Genomic DNA, 20,708 nt, shown 5'->3' on the forward strand with positions numbered 1-20,708 from the left:
GACGGCGCACGGGTGGTGGAGACCTGGGTCGCCGGGAAAGCGTGCATCGAGTCCCCCGCAGATCCTGTTTGCGGGACGGCCCCAGTGAAGAGGATCATGGTGGCTCGCGCCCCGGAGTAGTGGCGAGGAGGCCGCACGCCTCGCCCAGGTCCGGAGCCCGGAGTTCGCCCGTCGCCGGTCCAGGAGGTTTGCGCGTGTTGGTCGACGCTGCGCGCCGGGCCGTGCCTGCCCGCCTTCCGAGCCGTCTCGAGCCGATCGGCCGATGACGCGCCCCTCCTGCAAGCAAGATCACGGCAGGTTCCAAGTCAGCGGCAAGCCGCGTCGCCGATGCTGCTGTGCGGACGTCCATGGTCTTCGGCGAAGGGAGCAGGTGGCCAGGAGAAGACACGCGCCCCGCCGCACCCGCCGACCACGCGACGGTGAACCGCCCGCACGACCCCGCGCTCCCGGCGAAGACCTCGCCCGGGCCCGCCTGCCGTCCCCGGGAGCGGGCCCCTTCGAGATCGCCCACCCGGGCACGTTCGACCTTTGCTGGAAAGAGGACACATGACTACAGCTGTGACGGGCGCGAACCGCCCTCTCACGAACTCGCCCGCCCGCCTCCACGAGGCCCTGGAGGCGCAGTGCCGGCGGACGCCCGATCGTGTCGCCGTCGTCGCGGGCACGAGCCGGCTGACCTACGCCGAGCTCGACCGCAGGGCCAACGGGATCGCCGACGCCCTGGCCGCGCGGGGTGTCGGGCGCGGCGACCTGGCCGGGATCTGCATGGACCGCGACGAGTGGCTGGTGCCCGCGCTGATCGGGGTGCTGAAGGCGGGGGCGGCCTACGTGCCGCTGGACCCGGCCTACCCGACGGAGCGCTTACGCTTCATGGCCGAGGACGCCGCCGTGAGCGCGGTGGTCACCTCGGCGGCGCGGCGCGATACCGCGTCGCTGACCGGCGCCGGCACCGTGCTCGTCGACGACGTGACGCCCGCCGCGCGCGGGCCCGAGGTGCCCGGCGAGCCGGGCGACGCCGCGTACGTCATCTACACCTCCGGCTCCACCGGCCGCCCCAAGGGCGTGGTCGTGGAGCACCGCAACGCCCTGAACCTGGTGCGCTGGGAGGCGTCCGCCTACACCGCCGAGGAACTGAGCGGCATGCTGGCCGGCTCCTCCATCTGCTTCGACGCCTCGATCACGCAGATCTTCACGCCGCTGTCCGCCGGCGGAACCGTGATCATGGCGGACAACGTGCTGGCGCTGCCGACGCTGCCGGCCCGCGACGAGGTGCGCACGGTCTTCGGCGTCCCGTCCGCGCTGTCGGTGCTGCTGCGCGAGCCGCTGCCGGACGGCGTGCGCATGGTGCTGTCCGGCGGCGAGCGGCTGACCGCCGCCCTGGTCGCGCGCATGTACGCCAACCCGGGCGTGCGCCGCGTGCTCAACATGTACGGCCCCACCGAGTGCACCACCGGCTCCACCATGTTCGAGGTGAGCCGCGACTACCAGGGCGACCCGCCGCTGGGCGCGCCGATGGCGGGCGCGCTGCTCAGCGTGCGCGACGCCTCCGGCAGGCCGGTCCCGGACGGAGAGGTGGGCGAGTTGTGGATCGGCGGGCCCGGCGTGACCCGCGGGTACCTGGGCCACGAGTCGCAGGCGTTCCGCACCGAGCCGGACGGCACCCGCGTCTACCGCAGCGGCGACCTGGTCCGGTGGGTGGACGGCGAGCTGCGCTACGTGGGCCGCGCCGACGACCAGGTCAAGATCCGCGGCTACCGGGTGGAACTGGGCGAGGTCGAGTCGGCGCTGGACCGCCATCCCGCGGTGCGCCGCGCCGTCGTGCTGGCGCACACCGACGACGACGGCATCGCCTACCTCGTCGCGCACGTGGCCGCCTCCGGCGTGACCGAGCCCGAGCTGCGCGACTGGCTGCGTGACCGGCTGCCCGACCACCTGGTTCCGGCCAGGATCGGCGTGACGGGTGACCTGCCGATCGGCCCCACCGGCAAGGTGGACCGCGCGGCCCTGCCCAAGCTGGGCGCCGCCCGGACGGGAGGCGCGGTGCCGGTCGCGCCGCGGACGGACGACGAGCGCCAGGTGGCCGAGGTGATCGCGGACGTGCTGGGCCTGCCGGAGGTGGGCGTGCACGACCGGTTCGCCGACCTGGGCGGGCACTCGCTGGCCGCCGCCCGGGTGGTGACGGAGCTGTCACGGCGGCTCGGGCACACCGTGCCCCTGGCGGCGTTCCTGACCGAGCCGACCGCGGCCGGGCTGGCGGCGCGCCTGCGCGAGCCGGGATCGGCGCCGGTGCGGCGGACCGGCCGGGCCCGGCACCCGCTCACCGCCACGCAACGCGAGTTCTGGACGTTGCGCCAGCTTCACCCGCACAGCCCGGTCACCACCGTGTCGGTCCGGCTACGCGTGCGCGGCCTGAGCGGGAGCGCGCCGCTGCGCCCGGCGCTGGACGCGGTCTTACGCCGGCACGAGGCCCTGCGCAGTACCGTCGCCGTCGGCGAGGACGGCGTCCCGTACGCCGTCGTGCACCCGCCCGTCGCCGTCCCCCTGGTGGAGCACCCGGCGGGCGCGGACCCGGTGAAGGTGGCCCAGGCCGCGGCGGAGTACGTGTTCGACGTGACGAACGAGGTGCCGCTGCTCCGCGCGAGCCTGTGCCCCGTCGGGGACGACGTGGCCGAGCTGGTGCTCGTGACGGACCACCTCGCCTTCGACGGCGGTTCGGTCGGCGTGCTGATGGACGAGCTGGCCGCCGAGCTGGCGGGTGAGCCCGTTCCCGAGCCGGCGGTGCAGCTCGGCGACGTGGCGGTGCGCGAGCAGGAGGACCGGCCCGACCTCGCGCGGCTGCGGGAGTTCTGGCGCGGCGAGCTGGCGGGGGTGCCGGTGGCGGGGCCGCCGCCCGGCGACCTGACGACGTGCCGGGTGACCAGGCCGCTGCCCGAGGAGTTCACGGACGGCGTGGCCGCGCTGGCCCGCGCGTGCGGCGCGACCCCGTTCGCGGTGTACCTGGCCGCTCTCGCCCTGGCCTCCGGGGAGCCGGACACGCTGGTCGGCGTGGTCGCGGCGCGGCGCGCCAGGCCGGAGCTGGCCCGGGTCGTCGGGCCGCTGATCGACACGGTGCCGGTGCGGCTGCGGCCGGACGCCGCGCCGACCTTCCGCGACCTGGTCAAGCAGGCCGGGGAGGCCACCACGCGGGCGCTGGTCCACCAGGAGGTCCCGCCCGCCGACCTGCCTCGCGCCCCGGTGCTGCTGGCCATGCAGCACGCCGAGGTGCCGGTGCGCGCCGGCTGCCTCGAACTGCTGACCGAGGTCGGCTCGGGCGCGGCGGTGCACGAGTTCAGCGTGCTCGTCAACCGCACGGCCGCCGGGGCCGAACTGCACCTGGAGTACGCGGTCGCGCTGCTCGGCCGGGAGGCGGCGGGGGCGTACCTGGACCGGCTGCTGTGGCTGCTGCGGCGCGCGCTGGCCGAGCCGGACCTGGCGATCGCGGCGTTCGAGCTGGTCACCCCGGACGAACGCGCGGCGTTGCTGGCCCGCGCGGCCGGGCCGCGGCTGCCGGACGGCCTGCCGCCTGTGCCGCTGGCGCTCGCGGCGCACAAGACGGGCACGGCGGGCACTGCGGGCACTGCGGGCACGGCGGGCACGGCGGGCACGGCGGGCACGGCGGGCACGGCGGTGGTCGGCCCGGACGGCGCCGCGCTGAGCCACGCCGAGCTGAACAAGCGCGCCGACCGGATCGCGGCCGGGCTGCTGGAGCACGGGGTGTCGCGGGGCGACGTGGTCGGCGTCCGCGTGCCGCGGGACCGGATGTTGCCGGCGGTGCTGCTGGGTGTGTGGCGGGCGGGGGCGGCGTACCTGCCGCTGGACCCGGAACACCCGGCCGAGCGGCTGCGCCTGCTGGCCGGGGACGCCGGCGCCCGCGTGGTGCTCACGCGCGGCGAAGCGCCCCTCGAAGCAGCGCCGGCCCCCGACGCGGACGAGCCGGTGACGCTCGACGCGGATCGGCTCGCGGCAGGCCCGCGCGCCGACCTGCCGGAGGTACGCTCCGAGGACCTGGCATACGTCACCTACACCTCCGGCTCCACCGGCACCCCCAAGGGGGTCGAGGTCACCCACGGCGGCCTGGCCGCCCTCGTGGCCGGGATGATCTCGGCGCTCCGCCTCGGCCCGGCCGACGTGCAGCCCGCGGTCGCGCCGCTGAGCTTCGACGCCTCCGCCTCCGAGCTGTGGAGCGTCCTGGCCGCCGGCGGCACGTCGGTGGTGGTGGACCGTGCCACGGCCACCGACGGGCACGCGCTGGCGGAGCTGATCACCACGAGCGGGGCCACGGTGATCGACCTGGTGCCGACCGCGTACCGGATGCTGATCGCGGCCGGCTGGGCGGGCGGCCCGGCGCTGCGTGCCGTCGCCGGCGGGGAGGCGCTGGACCCGGCGCTGGCCGAGCAGATCCTGCTGCGCGTCGGCGAGTTGTGGAACGCCTACGGGCCCACCGAGACCACCGTCACCTCGACGCTGCACCGGGTGCGCGCGCACGAGGGCGACCGCGTGCCGATCGGGTGCCCGATGCCGGGCGAGCGGGCGTACGTGGTCGACGCGCGGCTGCGGCTGCTGCCGCCGGGCGCGGTCGGCGAGCTGCTGCTGGGCGGCGCCGGGGTGGCCCGCGGCTACCGGGGCCGGCCGGACCTGACCGCGGCCGCCTTCGTGGCCGACCCCTTCACGCCGGGCGGCCGGTGCTACCGCACCGGTGACCTGGCGCGGTGGCGGCCGGACGGGACGCTGGAGTTCCACGGCCGCCGCGACCACCAGGTGAAGGTCCGCGGGTACCGGATCGAGCTGGGCGAGATCGAGGCCGTACTGCGCGAGATCGCCGACGCCGCCGCGGTGACCGTGGCGGGGGCGGACGCGCACGCCCACCTGGTCGGCTACGTCGCGCCGGAGACGGCGGACCTGGCCGCGATCGAGCGGCACGCCCGGTCCCGGCTGCCCGGCCACCTGGTGCCGCGCCGCTGGGTCGCCCTGCCGGCCCTGCCCACGCTGCCCAGTGGCAAGCTCGACCGTGACGCGCTGCCCGAGCCGGACACCGTTCCTGACACCGGACCGGACCTGGTGCGGGTCGCGCCGGCCACCGACGCCGAGCGCCTGGTGGCCGCCGTCTGGGCCGAGGTGCTCGAACGGCCCGAGGTCTGGGCCGGCGACGACTTCTTCGCCCTCGGGGGAGCCTCGTTCGCCGCGACCAGGGTGGCCGGCCGCCTCCGCGAGATGTTGCAGGTCGCCGTGCCCGTGCGGTTGCTGTTCGACCGCCCGGTGCTCGCCGACTTCGCCGCCGCTCTGGAGGAGCTGCTGGCCGCCGACCTGATGGAGGGGATCGAGGGATGACCGAGGTACGTGAGGACCGGATCGCCGAACTCGTCCGGTCCAGGCTCGCCGCCGCTCTGAAGCAGAACGACGAGGCCGCCGCCCCCGGCATCCCGGCGACGTCGGCCGCGGACATGCCGCTGTCGCCGGCGCAGGAGCGGCTGTGGTTCCTGGCCCAGCTCGAGCCGGACACGCCCGCCTACAACGTGCCGCTGACGCTGCGGCTGCGCGGCCCGGTGGACGTCGCCGCCCTCACCGGCGCGGTGGCGGACCTGGCGGAGCGGCACTGGATCCTGCGCGGCGTCGTCGAGAAGGGACGCGTGCGTCCCGTCGCAGCCGTGCCGGTGCCCGTGGTGGACCTGGTGGACGCAGATCCGGCGGAGCTGGAGCGGGAGCTGGCCGGGCACGCCTGGCGGCCGTTCCGGCTGGACGCCGAGCCGCCCCTGCGGGCCACGGTGTTCCGGCTCGGCGACGACGAGTGCGTGCTCGCGCTCACCCTGCACCACATCGCCACCGACGCCTGGTCGGAACGCGTGCTGCTGGACGATCTCGCCCGCCTGTACGCCGCCCGCCTCGGCCTGGAGCCGCCCCCCGCTCCCCCGGCCCTGCAGTACGCGGACGTGGCCGCGTGGGAGGCCGGGCGGCCGGACGCCGACCTCGACTGGTGGGCCGGGCACCTGGCGGGCCTGCCGCCGGTGCTCGACCTGCCGCTCGCCCGCCCGCGCCCGCCCGTGCCCACGTGGGAGGGGGCGGCGGTCGCGGTGGAGGTGCCCGAGCGGCTGTCGGCGAAGGTGCGCGCGGTGGCGGGGACGTCGCCGTTCATGGTGTTCCTGGCCGGGCTGCAGGCGTTGCTGAGCCGCCTGTCCGGCGTCGACGACATCGCCGTCGGAGTGCCGCACGCGGGCCGCCACCACCCCGACGCCGAGCGGGTCGTCGGCTGTTTCATCAACACCCTGGTGGTGCGCGGCGACACCTCGGGCGACCCGACCGGCGCGGAGCTGCTGGCTCGGACGCGCGCGGCGGCGCTGGACGCGTTCGCGCACGCCGGCACGCCGTTCGAGCGGGTGGTGGAGCGCCTGCAGCCGGAGCGGAACCTCGCGGTCACGCCGCTGTTCCAGGTGATGCTCAACGTCTACGACACCGGCGCGCCGGTGTCGCTGCCCGGGCTGGAGGTCGTGACCGGGTCGCCGCCCGCGCCGACCGCCAAGTTCGACCTGAACCTGGAGCTCGGCGACGACGGCACCCGGTTCTCGGGCGAGCTGCGTTACCGCACGGACCTGTTCGACGAGGCCACCGTGCGGCGGCTCGCCGGCTGGTACCTGGAGCTGCTGGACGGCATGCTCACCGACCCGGACGCGCCGGTGCGGCTGCCGGCCGGCGACGACCTGCGCGGCCCGGGCGCGGACCTGCCCGTGGACGTGCCGCTGCACAGCCTGGTCGAGCGGGTGACCGACGCCCGCCCGGACGCGGTCGCGGTCGGCTCGCTCAGCTACGCGGAGCTGGACCGCCGCGCCAACCAGGTGGCCCACTGGCTGCTGGCGAGCGGGGTGCGGCCGGAGGAGCCGGTCGGCGTGCTGCTGGAGCGGCGGCCCGAGCTGGTGGTCGCCATGCTCGGCGTGCTCAAGGCGGGCGCGGCCTACCTGCCGCTCGACCCGGTCTACCCGGAGGGGCGCAACCGGGCGGTGGTGGCCGACGCCGGAGCGCGGATCGTGCTCACGGACGCCGAGCTCGCCGCCGCGGCGGGGGCGTCCGGCGAACGCCCCGGCGTGGCCGTGCGGCCGGAGCACCTGGCGTACGTGATCTACACGTCGGGCTCGACCGGGCGGCCGAAGGGCGTCGCGGTCGAGCACCGGCACATCACGCACTACCTCGGCGCGGTGGCCGAGGTCATCCCCGCGGGGATGACCTCGTTCGCGCTGGTCTCCACCGCCGCCGCCGACCTGGGCATGACGAACGTGTGGTGCGCGCTGGCCACCGGCGCCACCCTCCACCTGATCGACCACGAGACGGCCACCGACCCGGCCGCGTTCGCCGCCCGCCTGGCGGCGCACCCGGTGGACGCGATCAAGATGGTGCCCAGCCAGCTCGAGCTCCTCGGCACGGCCGCGTTACCCGGGAAGCTGCTGATCCTGGCCGGTGAGGCGGTGCCGGCGGACCTGGTGGCGCGGGTCCGGCAGGCCCGGCCGGACCTGGAGGTGCAGATCCACTACGGCCCCACGGAGACCACGGTGTCGGTGCTGGCCTGCGACGCGGGCGAGGCTCTGGCCGAGCTGGGCGCGGGCCGGGCCCCGCTGGGCCGGCCGCTGGCGGACGTGGTGTGCCGGGTGGCCGACCCCTCCGGGCGGGCGCTGCCGCCCGGCGTGCCCGGGGAGCTGTGGATCGGCGGGCCCAGCGTGGCCCGCGGCTACCTGGGCCGCCCCGATCTCACCGCGGAGCGCTTCACGGGCGGCTGGTACCGCACCGGCGACCGGGTCCGGGTGACCGGGGACGGGCTGATCGAGTTCCTGGGGCGGATCGACGACCAGGTGAAGGTGCGCGGCTTCCGCGTCGAGCCGGGCGAGGTGGCCGCGGCGTTGCGGGCCCTGCCGCAGGTCGCGGAGGCGTACGTGCAGCCGGTCGGCGCCGGCCTGGAGCGGCGCCTGGCCGCCTGGGTGACGCCGGCGGCCGGGGACGTGACGGTGGACGTGGCCCAGGTGCGGGCGGCGCTGCGCGAGCGGCTGCCCGACTACATGGTGCCGGCCGTGATCGGCGTGCTGGAGGCGTTGCCGCTCACGCCGAACGGCAAGGTGGACCGGGCGGCGCTGCCCGTGCCCGAGGCGGGGCCCGCGGTGCGGGTGCCGCTGGGGACTCCCGGGGAGCGCCTGGTGGGCGAGGTCTGGGCCGACGTGCTCGGGCTCGCGCAGGTGTGGGCGGACGACGACTTCTTCGCCCTCGGCGGGCACTCGTTCGCGGCGACCAGGGTCGCCGGGCGGCTGCGGGAGCGGCTGGGCGCGGCGGTGCCGGTGCGGCTGCTGTTCGAGCACCCGGTGCTGGCCGACCTGGCCGCCGCGCTCCCCCGCCCGGCCGCCGCCGCGCGCGTGCGGCGTACGCCGGCGGACGGGCCGGTGCCGCTGTCCGGGGTGCAGGCCAGGCTCTGGTTCCTGGCGCAGCTCGAACCGGGCAGCAGCGCCTACAACGTGCCGCTGGCGCTGCGGCTGCGCGGCCCGCTGCGGGCGGAGGCGCTGCTGGGCGCGGTGCGCGACCTGGCCGAGCGGCACCACGTGCTGCGCGGCGTGGTCGACGACTCCGGCCCCGAACCGGTGATGGTGGTGCGGGACGCCGCCGAGGTGCCCGTGTCCACCGCGCGCGTGGCCCGGTCTGAGATCGAGGGCGTGCTGGCCGCGCACCTGGCGACGCCGTTCGCGCTGGACCGCGAGCCGCCGATGCGGGCGGTGCTGCTCGCCGTGGACGACGGCGGCGTGGAAGGTGAGCGGGAGCACGTGCTCTCGCTCACCTTCCACCACATCGCCACCGACGCGTGGACGCGGGGGCTGCTGCTGTCGGAGCTGTCCGGCCTGTACGCCGCCCGCCTCGGCCTGCGCCCGCCGCTCGACCCGCCGCCGGCGCAGTACGCCGAGGTGTCGCCGGTCCCCGACCCGGCCGACCTGGACTGGTGGGCCGGGCACCTGGACGGCCTGCCGCCGGTGCTCGACCTGCCCACGGACCGGCCGCGCCCCGCGGTGCCCGACCCGGGCGGGGCCGCGCTCGACCTGGAGCTGCCGGCCGGGCTGAGCGAGCGGGTCAGGGAGGTGGCCGCCGCCTACCGGTCCACGCCGTTCATCGTGCTGCTGGCCGGGCTGCAGGCGCTGCTGGCCCGGCTGTCGGCGAGCGCGGACATCGCGGTCGGCGTGCCCGTCTCCGGCCGCGACCACCCGGACACCGAAGGCGTGGTGGGCTGCTTCCTCAACACCGTGGTCGTGCGGATCGACGTGGGCGGCGACCCGACCGGGCGCGACCTGCTGGCCCGCGCGCGGGAGTCCGCGCTGGGCGCGCTGGCGCACGCGGGCACGCCGTTCGACCGGGTGGTGGACCGGCTGCGGCCGGAGCGGAACCTGGCGGCCACGCCGCTGTTCCAGGTGATGCTCAACTACATCCCCGGCGTGGCCGGGCCGGAGTTGCCCGGCCTGGAGGCGTCCGAGATCCACCTGCCGGAGCTGACCACCAAGTTCGACCTGAGCTGGCACGTCGTCGACGAGGGGCCGGGCGCGCCGCTGCGCGGCGGGCTCGCCTACCGGACCGACCTGTTCGAGCCGGGCACCGCGGCCAAGCTGACCCGCTGGTACGCGGCCCTGCTCGACGGGCTGCTCGCCGACCTGGACACGCCGGTGGGCGCGGTGCCGCTGGAGCCGGTGACCGGCCCGGCCGTGGCCGGCGGGCCGCCGCCCGAGCCGCCCGCCGGGGCGGTGCACCACCTGATCGAGCGCTGGGTGGACGAGACTCCCGGGGCGCGGGCCGTGGTGGGCGCCGACCGTGCCCTGACCTACGCGGAGCTGGAGGCGGCCGCGAACCGGATCGCGCACTGGCTGCTGGAGGCCGGGGTGGGCGCCGACGAGCCGGTCGGCGTGCTGCTGGAGCCGGGCGCGGATCTGGCGTGCGCGTTGTTCGGCATCCAGAAGTCGGGCGGCGGCTACCTGCCGATGGACCCGGCGTACCCGGCGGCACGGATCGCCGCGATGCTGGATGCCGCCGGGGTGCGGGCCGTGGTGACGGTGAGCGAGTTCGCGTCCCTGATCGGGGACGGCAGGCGGGTGCTGGCGCTCGACCGGCCACCGTCCCTGCCGGACACCCGCCCCGAGGTCGACGTGCGGCCCGGGCACCTGCACCACGTGATCTTCACGTCGGGGTCCACCGGCACGCCCAAGGCGGTGGCCGCCGAGCACGGCGGCGTCCTGAACTACCTGGGCGGCATGCTGCCGCGCATCGGCGTGCCCGGCGGGTCGTTCGCGGTGGTCTCCACGCCCGCCGCCGACTTCGGCCTGACCTGCGTGTTCGGCGCGCTGACCACGGGCGGGACGGTGCACCTGGTGCCGCGCGAGACCGCGATGGACCCGGCCGCGTTCGCCGGTTACCTGGCCGAGCACCGGGTGGACGTCGTCAAGTGCGTGCCGAGCCACCTGGAGCTGCTCGCCTCGGGCGGCGACCTGGCCGCCGTGCTGCCGCGCGAGCTGCTGATCCTGGCGGGCGAGGCGTGCCCGTGGGACCTGGTGGAGCGGGCCCGGGCCGCCCGGCCGGGGCTCAGGATCCAGAGCCACTACGGCCACACCGAGTCCACGATGATCTGCCTGGTGTGCGACACCGAGGAGATCCCCGCCGACCGGCGGACCGGCATCGTGCCGCTGGGCCGTCCGCTGCCCGGCGTGTACGGGCACCTGGTGGACGCCGCCCTGCGGCCGGTGCCGCCCGGCGTGCCCGGCGAGCTGGTGGTCGGCGGCCCCGGGGTCACCCGCGGCTACATCGGCCGGCCCGAGCTGACCGCCGAGCGGTTCGTCCCCGACCCGCTGACCGGGCAGGGACGCTGCTACCGCAGCGGCGACCTGCTGCGCGTCACCTCCGACGGGCGGATCGAGTTCCGCGGCCGGGTGGACGACCAGGTCAAGGTGCGCGGCTACCGCGTGGAGCTGGGCGAGGTCACGACCGCGCTGCGGGCGCTGCCCCAGGTCGCCGAGGCCGTGGTGCTGCCCGTCGGCGAGGGGAAGGCCAGGCAGCTCGCCGCGTGGGTGACGCCCGCGACCGTGGAGGCCGCGATCGTGCGCTCGGCGCTGCGTGAGCGGCTGCCCGACTACATGGTGCCGGCGCACGTCGTGCCCCTCGACCGGCTCCCCCTCAACCCGAACGGGAAGATCGACCGCGCCGCCCTGCCCGAGCCGGTGGCGGAGCAGGCCGCGTACGCGCCGCCCGCGACGCCGAACGAGGAGCTGGTCGCCGGGGCCTTCGCCCGGGTGCTCGGCGTGGAGCGGGTGGGGGCGGGCGACGACTTCTTCGCCCTCGGCGGCGACTCGTTCGCCGCGGTGCGCGCGGTCAAGGAGATCGGCCGCGGGCTGCGGGTGATCGACCTGTTCACCCGGCCCGCCGTGGCCGAGCTGGCCGCGTTCCTGGGCCGCGAGGACGGCGGCGGGCTGCTGCACCGCCTGGGCGGCGGCCGGGCCAGCGAGTTCACGCTGGTGTGCGTGCCGTACGGCGGCGGGTCGGCGGCGGTGTACCAGCCGCTGGCCCGGGCGCTGGGCGACCGGGTGGAGGTGCTCTCGGCCGAGCTGCCCGGTCACGACCCCGCCCGCCCGGACGAGCCGCCGCTGCCGCTGGAGGAGCTGGTGGACGTGCTGGCCGCCGAGGTGGCCGCGACCGCGTCGGGCCCGGTCGCGATCTACGGCCACTGCGTGGGCTCCGCGCCCGCCGTCGCGCTGGCGCGACGGCTGGAGGCGGACGGCGTGCCCGTGCTGGGCGTGATCGCCGCCGCGAGCTTCCCGGCGGCCCGGCTGCCCGGGCTGGTCAGGCGGCTGTTCGGCGGCGACCGCTGGGTGTCCGACCGGATGTTCCGCGACGCGTTGCGTGCCTCCGGCGGGCTGCTCGACGACATGGACGAGGCCGCCAAGCGCACCGCCGTGCGCGCCATGCGGCATGACGCCCACCAGGCGCAGGAGTGGTTCGGCCGCGAGCTGGCCGGCGAGGGGGCGCCGCTGCGCGCCCCGGTCCTGAGCCTGGTCGGGGAGCGCGACCGCGCCACCGAGCTGCACGAGGAGCGCTACACCGAGTGGGCGGCGTTCGCGCAACGGGTGGAGCGGGCCGTGCTGCCCAGGGCCGGCCACTACTTCCTGCGCCACCAGGCGGAGCCGCTGGCCGCCCTGGTGCTGGAGCACCTGACCCGCTGGGCGGCCGGAACGCTGCCCGATCCGGTGCGCCCACCCGAACGCGTCGGGTTGCGGCCCTTCTACACGGTGGCGGCCGGGCAGATCGTCTCGGCGCTGGGCACGGCGCTGAGCTCGTTCGCGCTCGGCGTGTGGGCCTACCAGCGCAGCGGCGAGATCCTGGATCTGGCGCTGGTCACGATGCTGGCGCAGATCCCGGCCGTGCTGCTCACCCCGCTGGGCGGCGCGCTGGCCGACCGGGTGGACCGGCGCAAGATCATGCTGGCCTGCGACGCGCTGTCCGGGCTGGCCATGGTGGCGCTGGTGCTGCTGCTGACCACCGGGCGGCTGGCGTTCTGGAACGTCTGCCTCATCGTGGGCGTGACCTCGGTCGTGTCGGCGTTCCAGCAGCCCGCGTGGCTGGCGGCGATCGCGCAGCTGGTGCCGAAACCGTACCTGCCGCAGGCCAACGCGCTGGCGAACGTGGGCTTCGGGGCGGGCAACGTGGTCGCGCCGCTCGCGGGCGGCGCGCTGATCGGCCTGTTCGGGTTGTCGGCGGTGGTGGCCGTGGACGTGGCCACGTTCGCGGTCGGCGTGCTGACGCTGCTGCTGGTGCGCTTCCCCGACCGGCTGTTCCACCGGCGCGAGGAGACGTTCACGGCGGCGCTCACCGGCGGGTGGCGGTTCCTGCGCAGGCGGCGGCCGCTGCTGGTGATGGCGCTCTACTTCGCGGTGGTGAACTTCTGCACCGCGCTGATGTGGGTGCTCGTCACCCCGGTCGTGCTGGCCATCGGCACCTCGGCGGACCTGGGCGCGGTGACCGCGATCGGCGGCGTCGGCGCGGCCGTGGGCACCGGCGTGGTGCTGGTGTGGGGCGGCACCCGGCGGCGGGCCACCGGGATGATCGGCTTCGTGGTCGGGTCCGGGCTCGGCGTGGTGCTGATGGGCGTGTGGCCGGTCGTGTGGCTGGTCGCGGCCGGGTTGTTCGTCCGGCTGGCGTGCATGAGCATCGGCAACGCGCACTGGCTGTCGATCATCCAGGTCAAGGTGGGGCCGGAGCTGCAGGGGCGGGTGCTCGCGGTGAACATCATGATCGCCACGGCCATGCAGCCGCTCGGCTTCCTCGCCGCCGGGCCGCTGGCGGAGTGGGCCGGACGGTTCGCCGGCGGGCCCGGCGGGGGCGCGGGGGCGGTGCTGCTCGCCAGTGGCGTGTTCCTGGTGGTGTGGGGGCTGCTGGGGCTGTGGCACCGGCCGCTGCGTCACCTGGAGGACCTCGTCCCCGACGCCGCGCCGCCGTCGGAGGCCGCGGCCGACCTGGACGCCATCCAGGAGAGGGTGCTGAGCGCATGAACGCGGAAGACGCGGCATCCGCGAGCCCGGAAGACGCGGCACGCACGAACCCGGAAGACGCGGCACGCACGAGGCTCGTCACCGCGGCCGACATCCGGGCGGCCGGTGACCGCATCGCGCCGTACGTGCGGCGCACGCCGCTGCTGCGGCTGCCCGGCGAACGGCTCTGGGTCAAGCCGGAGAACCGGCAGCCCACCCGCTCGTTCAAGGTGCGCGGCGCGGTCAACGCCGTGGGCCGGCTGGCGGGGCGCGGCGTCCGGCACGTGATCGCGCAGTCGTCGGGCAACCACGCCCAGGCCATCGCCTACGCCGCCGCCGAACAGGGGGTGCGGGCGACCGTCGTCCTGCCGGACACGGCGCCGGAGCTGAAGGTGCGCGCCGCGCGCCGGCTCGGCGCCGAGGTGGTGATCGTGCCGCCCGCCCTGCGGGAGGAGGCATGCCTGGCGCTGGCCGACCGGTTCGGCGCGACGGTGGTCGGCTCCGACGCGTTCGACGTCATCGCCGGGCACGGCAGCGCCGGGACCGAGATCTGCCTGGACCTGCCGGACGCGGGGGCCGTCCTGGTGCCCGTCTGCAACGGCGGCCTGCTGGCCGGGATCGCGGTGGCGGTCAAGGCTGCCGACCCGGCGATCCGGGTGATCGGCGTCGAGCCCGAGCTGGCCGCCGACGGGGCGGCCAGCTTCCGGTCGGGCACGCGGACGGCGTGGCCGGTGGAGCTGACCTACCGCACGCGAGCCGACGGGCTGCGCGCGCCGGTGCTGGGCGCGCTGGCGTGGGAGCACATCCATCGGTACGTGGACGACATGGTGACCGTGACCGAGGACGCCATCGACGCCGCCGCCGGGCTGCTCTGGCGGGAGCTGGGGGAACGCGCCGAACCCAGCGGCGCGGTGGCCACGGCCGCCTACCTCACCCACCAGGCGCACCTGCCGCCGGGGCCCGTGGTCGCGCTCCTCTCCGGCGGCAACGTCGCGATCGGCACGGAGACCAGGGAGGAGCCGCTGGTGCGGAGCACGTGATCTCTTCACCGTAGCCCTGGGACCCCACAGGTCTGGTCCCAGGGCCGGTGCACGCCTCGATGGTCCTTCGTGGAACTTGGGGTGACCCGCCGACCGGCCGGGAGCAGGCCGGCCCGTACCGCGTCAGAAGCAGCCACGATGGCGCTGACGTGTGGCCTGACGGGATCCGTGCCGATCCGCGTGAAGTGCGTCCAGCACCCGCACCGGTACGCCGGTCACTCGGCGGACTATGGCGCGAGGGAGTCGAGGCGCTTGCGTCCCTTGTCCGTCAGCGACGCCAGGTGTACTCCCACGCCGAAGCTGGTGAAGCCCGACCTGGCCGCTTTCGTGAACTCTTCGACCACCAAGTCTGACGGGAACTCCTTGACCAGGACGTCGTAGGCTGCGAACCCGTGGTCCCGGACGGCGGCGAGGATCATGTCCGTGTTCAGCTCGGGATGTTCCACGATCTCCTCCAGCAGGTCGCCTTGCCCTACACGATCCCACCGTCTGCCGAGACCTGCCATCCTCAACGGCCTGCTCGGTATCCCGTTCGCTCGCCGCCGGCATCCGGCTGATCCTTGCCGTTCGGTCCTGGACCCTGACGACGCCGCCGGGTGCGTTCGGCGCGTGTGGGGGGCGGTGTCGCGGCCGAGCGTGGTGGCCCGGCTGGCGAGGAGTCGGAGATTGTCTTCGGAATCAGTTGCAGGCGGGGCGTCATAGGCGACCAGGGTGCCGCCGCCGGCGGTCAGGAGCCGGGGCGGACGAGGTCGACGCGCAGGATCCGATCGTCGCCGGGGCGGGCGGCGGTGCCGCCCCACGTTGCTCCGTCGGTGTTGGAGGTCGTGATCCACAGTGAGCCGTCGGGTGCCGGCTCCACCGTGCGGATCCGTCCGTACCGCTGGACGAAGTAGGCGACGGGGTCGCCGTCCGCCCGGGGGCCGTTGACGGGCAGGCGCCAGAGCCGCTGTCCGCCGAGCGCGCCCATCCAGACGGCCCCGCCCGCGACGGCGATGCCGGACGGCGAGGCGTCGTCGGGATGGACGGTGAAGATCGGGCGTTCGCCGTGCGAGCCGTCGCGGCCTTCGGATTCGGGCCATCCGTAGTCGCGCCCCGGGCGCAGGACGTTCAGCTCGTCCCAGGTGCGGTGGCCGAGTTCGGATGCGTAGGCGGTGCCGTCGGGGCCGAACGCGATGCCCTGCACGTTGCGGTGGCCGCTGGAGTAGACGGCGGTTCCCGAGGGGTTGCCCGGCGGTACGGAGCCGTCGGGGCGGATACGCAGGATCTTGCCGTTCAGTGACGCGTCGTCGGCCGCGTTCTCGGGCGAGAAGGCGTCGCCGGTGCCGATCCAGAGGTTGCCGTCCGGCCCGAAGCGCAGGCGCCCGCCGTGATGGCGGTCGGCGGTGTCGATGCCATCGAGCACCACCCGGTCCTGGCGCAGGGAACGCAGGCCGGGAGCCAGGCGCAGCGCCACGACGCGGTTGGTGGGCGAGGCCGACACGTACGCGTAGACGGTGTGGTCCCTGTCGAAAGACGGCGAGACGGCCAGCCCGAGCAGGCCGCCTTCGGCGCTCACGTCGACTCCGGGCACCGTGCCGATCGGCTCGGGTTCGCCGCCCTGCCGGATGCGCAGGATCCGTGCCGACGACCGCTCGGACACCAGGGCCGAGCCGTCAGGCAGGAACGTCAGGCCCCACGGCATGGCCAGGCCGCGAGCGATCTCGGTGACCTGTCCGGGGACCAGGCCACGCGTGAGGTCCTGCGTCGCGCGGGGCGCGGCTGTCACGTGGGGCGCGGCTGTCGCGCGGGGCGCCGGTGCCGCGCATCCCGGCAGGGCGACCATGACGCAGAGGAGAGCGGCGACGGCGCTGAGGCGATGGCCGGTGCGGGAGATGAGGAGCATGGCTGATCCGTCCTTCGTGTCGTTCGGGCGCGCCGGGCGGGGAACGGCCTGAGGCCCCCGCTCGTGCTGCCACGTGGCGAACCGGTGCTGCAGCCGCTGGCAGGCGAAGGGCGCCGAGGGCGCTGCCGGCGATCAGGGTGAGCAGCCCGGGAGCGCGTGCTCGGGTTCCGCGGCGGAGAAGGCGACCGGGCCCACGAGCCGGGCGAGCAGGTTGTCGAGTGCGGGGTCAGGCGGCTGCGCCGTTGGCGAAGACGGTCTGGCCGTTGACCCAGCGGCCGGGCCCGGCCAGGAAGGCGACGACCTCCGCGATGTCCTGCGGGGTGCCGAGCCGGTTCATCGGGCTGAGGCCGGCGATCCGGTCGATGTCCTGCTGTGACTTGCCGTCGAAGAACAGCTCCGTGGCCGTCGGACCCGGCGCCACCGCGTTGACCGTGATGTCGCGACCGCCCAGTTCCTTGGCGAGGATCGGGACGAGGGCCTCCACCGCCCCCTTGCTCGCGGCATACGCGCCGTAGGCCGGCAGGTGCAGGCGGGTGACGCTGGTGGAGAAGGCGACGATGGCGCCACCCGGCCGAATCCGGCGCGCGGCCTCCCTGGCCATGACGAACGTGCCCCGCACGTTGACGCGCATCTGCCGGTCCAGCTCGGCCAGGTCCAGGTCGCGGACCGGTCGCAGCGCCATCACACCGGCCGCGTTGACCACGACGTCAACGGGGCCGAGGCGCTGCTCGACGGTGTCGAACGCGGCGGCGACCTCGACCTCGTCGGCCACGTCGACCCGCAGCGCGATCCCGCGGGCGCCGGCCGCCTCGATCTCACCGACGGCGACGTCCGCCTCCTTGGCGTTGGACGCGTACACGACGGCGACATCCTGGCCCGCGGCGGCCAGCCGGGAGGCGACGGCGCGGCCGATCCCCCGCGAGCCTCCGGTGACGATGGCGATGCGCGATGCGGTTCCCATGAAGCCTCCTTGTTTAACCGCTAACACATAGAAGTTAACACCGATACCACGCCGCTAACAAGAGAAGGCTAGCGGGAATGTTAGCGATAGCAGCATTGCCCTGTTAGCATCGATAAATGACCAGCGCGAACGACACGCGGGAAGCGATCCTCGACGTCGCGGCGGACCTGCTGGCGCGCGAGGGCAGGGACGCGGTCTCGACCAGGGCGGTCCGCAAGGCCGCCGGCGTCCAGGCGCCGATCCTGTACCGGCTGTTCGGCGACAAGCAGGGTCTGCTGGACGCCGTGGCCAGCCGTGGGCTCATGTCCTACCTCGCCGAGAAGCGGGGCATGACGCCCAGCGGCGACCCGGTGGAGGACCTGCGGCGCGGCTGGGACCCGCACATCGGCTTCGGCCTCGCCGAGCCCGCGCTGTACTCGCTGATCTACGGCAGCCCACGGCCGGGCGCCGGAGCCGACGCGGCGAAGCAGGCCTCAGAGATCCTCACCGGGCTGGTGCACCGTGTCGCCCTGGCCGGCCGGCTCCGCGTCCCGGAGGAGCGGGCGGCGCGCGCGATCCACGCGGCCGGCCGTGGCACCACGCTGGCCTTGATCGCCACACCAGAAGCGGAACGCGACATGGACGCCGCCCGGATCGTCCGCGAAGCGGTCATCCAAGCGATCACCGATCCCGCCCCCGGGGCAGGGAGGCACACCGTGACCAGACGCCTGAACTTCCACTGGCGCCTTCGACAGATCATGGCCGCCCACGAGATATGGAAGACGACCGACCTGATCCCGCTGCTGCGCGAGCGCGGTGTGAGCCTGTCTCCGGCCCAGGTCTACCGGCTGGTCGCCAACAAGCCCGAACGCCTGTCGTTGCGCACGCTCATCGCGCTCTGCGACATCTTCGACTGCACCCCGGCCAACCTGATCGAGCCCTACGCCGAAACGACCGCCCTCAAGGTGGCCGGAGATCAGTCCGCGGTGACACTCACTCACGGCATCCGCCCGGAACGAGCCCGCATCCTGGACGACGAACCGTGAGCCGCCCGCGGTCACCGTGACCACGCCCGGCACCACCATCACGGCATGAGACCCCGGCTCTACGCCGACTTGCCTGATCGGCCGCCCCCCCTGCGCGCCCCGACCGGGGCACGGACGGTGCAGCGGGCTCGCAACCTGGTGATGGATCCGGGTGACCGCCTCGCCGGGCTGCGGTTCGTGCTCCATGCTCGGGCCTCGCAACGCAGCCCGCCCAGCGCATGACCGACCTCAACGACCTACGATCCGTCCGGGCCGTGCCCGCTCGCGGCAGCGCCGGACGTGCGGGCCTTGGCGTACTCGGCCGCTCCGCCGGCGAAGTCGTAGAGGACCACCTGCTCGTCGCCCTCCACCCAGGCGTCGTGTCCTGGCGGGCAGACGAAGATCTCTCCCGGGCCGATCTCGGCCTCGGTGCCGTCGTTCATCCGGATGCGCAGCCGGCCCTGGACCACGAACCCGTTGTGGTGGACCTCGCACGAGTCCGTGCCTGCGATGGGCTTGACCGACTCCGACCAGCGCCAGCCGGGCTCGAACGTGGCCACGCCGAAACTCAGCCCGGACAGGTTGCACACCTCGAGGTGCCCCCTGGGAAAGTCGCGGCGCTCGTCGGGCTTGTCGATGCTCTTGACCTCGATCATGACGTCCCCCTCCGTCAGATCCAGTCTTCCACCGGGCATACCTCCTTGCAAGGCGCCTACCTGCGCAAATACCCCAGCGCCGGGCTCACCATCAGCGAGAAGATCACCATCACCCTGTACGGCTCGGGGTCGTTCGTGCCGGAGCGGATCAAGGACAAGGTCGGCACGTGCCGGATCTCCGTGGAGCGCGTCGCCCCCGGCAAGTCGGTACGCGAGCGGTGCACCGTCAACGACCCGCGCATCCTGCGCATGCAGGCCAAGGAGAAGTACGTCTGGTTCCGTGCCGAGGCCGACGCAGCCGTCACCGCGGTCACCCGGCCGAGCGGGGCGGAGAAGCTGGCGCGCGAGCTGCCGTAGACGAGGGGCCGGCGGGTGCCGGCAAGAGGGAAGCGGCGCGCCGTGATCATCAGCGGCCGGCCGCGGTCGACGTCTCCGGGCACGGCGCGGATCCCGGAGTCGTGGGCCAAGCGGCCGATCGTCTCACGACGGTTGCGCGTTTCGGACCCCTGGAGAAGCGAACCGGTCTCCGGCCGAGATACGTCACGTGTACCGAAGATGTTCTGTGCCTATACCGCCCTACGGCACTGTGGCAGCCGGTCACTCAGTTGACCGTGCTGGGCTCCACAGGATGCGACGACACCGGAGATGGGAAGGTTCATGCGCAAAGGACAACGGCTCGGGTGGCTCATGGCGTCGGCGATACTCGCTTCGGGGATGGTGGTCGGAGGCGGCGGGATGTCGACCGCCGGCGCCGACACGGTCAAGCCCTACCTCTACTGGTCGGAGGACAGGGGTCAATGTGGTGGCGTGTGGACGAACTACCTCGGGACGCGGACCTACAACCCCAACACGCACAGCGTCAAGCGGCTGAAGAGGACTGAGTCGAACTCGAGCAGCATGACGAAGATCTACAACCAGAACGGTGTAAGTAAGGCCAAGGTGTACGACGTTTGCACGCACGGACGCATCGTCCGCAAGTTCAATCCGTCGGTTTACAAGCACCGGAGCATCAAGGTGAGCTACGTCTGTTACGCCGGTCGCTGCCGAGTCACCAGCACCCTCTACGGTAGCTGGCTGAGCGGGACCGGCCGCCCGATGTAGCGAATCATCCGCCCTCTCGCCGCCGCGGATCAGCGGACGGTGCGGGGGCGGATGGCGTTGGCTCGGTCCACCAGGTCGGTGCGCTGTTCCCCGGTGCCGGCGAGCCGGGCCAGGGTGAGGAGGGGAAGTCCACCCGGGACATCGCGCAGGACCTACGGGCAGTGAGCGGTCGGCCGGTCGCCGACGCGCGGCAGGGCGGCACGGCGCTCGAAGGGCCGAACCTGGGCACCCCGTCCGGGGTGAACGCGCCGGTTGGCGCGGGAAGTCGTACGAGAGTGACGAGCCCACCTACCTTGGTCAAGGTAAGGCCAAGGAGCCCCAACGTTAATTCGTTCCACGAATTTTGTTGCACGCTCGCCGCCCTGCTCGGCCACGTCACGGCGGACGACGAGGTTTCCCGCCACCTTCATGGAACCGCGTCCCATGCACTGAACCCGAGAAGGGGTTGCAGTTCGTCTCACGAACTAATATGGTTCGTGACACGAACTCAACCCCTTTTTATGTTGGA

At 74.5% G+C, this 20,708-nt stretch carries 10 protein-coding genes; 6 read left to right on the forward strand and 4 right to left on the reverse strand.

What is annotated here, in order from left to right:
• Positions 1-546 precede the first annotated feature (546 nt).
• From ACBJ32_RS45150 to ACBJ32_RS45160, 3 genes are read left to right on the forward strand one after another with little or no spacing between them, the layout of a single operon-like run.
• Positions 547-5,367: an amino acid adenylation domain-containing protein gene (locus ACBJ32_RS45150; RefSeq protein ID WP_375132076.1), complete on the forward strand. Its 4,821-nt coding sequence runs from the start codon at positions 547-549 to the stop codon at positions 5,365-5,367.
• Positions 5,364-13,577 carry an amino acid adenylation domain-containing protein gene (locus ACBJ32_RS45155; RefSeq protein ID WP_375132077.1) on the forward strand — a complete coding sequence of 2,738 codons (8,214 nt, stop codon included), beginning with the start codon at positions 5,364-5,366 and terminating at the stop codon, positions 13,575-13,577. The genes ACBJ32_RS45150 and ACBJ32_RS45155 overlap by 4 nt, the downstream gene beginning before the upstream one ends.
• Entirely contained in the window at positions 13,574-14,596 is a 1,023-nt protein-coding gene (locus ACBJ32_RS45160; protein WP_375132078.1) for a threonine/serine dehydratase, read from the forward strand. The genes ACBJ32_RS45155 and ACBJ32_RS45160 overlap by 4 nt, the downstream gene beginning before the upstream one ends.
• A gap of 227 nt (positions 14,597-14,823) precedes the next feature.
• Here the strand turns inward: ACBJ32_RS45160 and ACBJ32_RS45165 are convergent, their stop codons facing one another.
• From ACBJ32_RS45165 to ACBJ32_RS45175, 3 genes are all read right to left on the reverse strand, one after another.
• Entirely contained in the window at positions 14,824-15,042 is a 219-nt protein-coding gene (locus ACBJ32_RS45165; RefSeq protein ID WP_375132079.1) for a hypothetical protein, read from the reverse strand.
• Positions 15,043-15,323: 281 nt separating this feature from the next.
• Positions 15,324-16,478, reverse strand: coding sequence for a PQQ-dependent sugar dehydrogenase (locus tag ACBJ32_RS45170; protein ID WP_375132080.1), 1,155 nt, complete (start codon positions 16,476-16,478; stop codon positions 15,324-15,326).
• A 226-nt stretch (positions 16,479-16,704) separates the two neighbouring features.
• Positions 16,705-17,439: an SDR family oxidoreductase gene (locus ACBJ32_RS45175; RefSeq protein ID WP_375132081.1), complete on the reverse strand. Its 735-nt coding sequence runs from the start codon at positions 17,437-17,439 to the stop codon at positions 16,705-16,707.
• Positions 17,440-17,555: 116 nt separating this feature from the next.
• On the opposite strand from ACBJ32_RS45175, the gene ACBJ32_RS45180 reads away from it, so the two are divergent.
• A complete protein-coding gene (locus ACBJ32_RS45180) occupies positions 17,556-18,464 on the forward strand; it encodes a helix-turn-helix domain-containing protein (RefSeq protein ID WP_375132082.1) in 909 nt (302 codons plus the stop codon).
• 236 nt (positions 18,465-18,700) lie between these two features.
• Here the strand turns inward: ACBJ32_RS45180 and ACBJ32_RS45185 are convergent, their stop codons facing one another.
• On the reverse strand, positions 18,701-19,138 hold the full coding sequence (locus ACBJ32_RS45185) for a cupin domain-containing protein (protein WP_375132083.1): 438 nt from the start codon (positions 19,136-19,138) through the stop codon (positions 18,701-18,703).
• Between the two features lie 6 nt (positions 19,139-19,144).
• Here ACBJ32_RS45185 and ACBJ32_RS45190 point away from each other — a divergent pair, with 6 nt between their 5' ends.
• Positions 19,145-19,456, forward strand: coding sequence for a hypothetical protein (locus tag ACBJ32_RS45190; RefSeq protein ID WP_375132084.1), 312 nt, complete (start codon positions 19,145-19,147; stop codon positions 19,454-19,456).
• Between the two features lie 288 nt (positions 19,457-19,744).
• The gene (locus ACBJ32_RS45195) at positions 19,745-20,200 is read left to right on the forward strand and encodes a hypothetical protein (RefSeq protein ID WP_375132085.1); all 456 of its coding nucleotides are present in this window, start codon (positions 19,745-19,747) and stop codon (positions 20,198-20,200) included.
• Positions 20,201-20,708: the final 508 nt, after the last annotated feature.

This window comes from Nonomuraea sp. GTA35 (genome assembly GCF_041950525.1).
In the GTDB taxonomy this organism is placed as follows: domain Bacteria; phylum Actinomycetota; class Actinomycetes; order Streptosporangiales; family Streptosporangiaceae; genus Nonomuraea.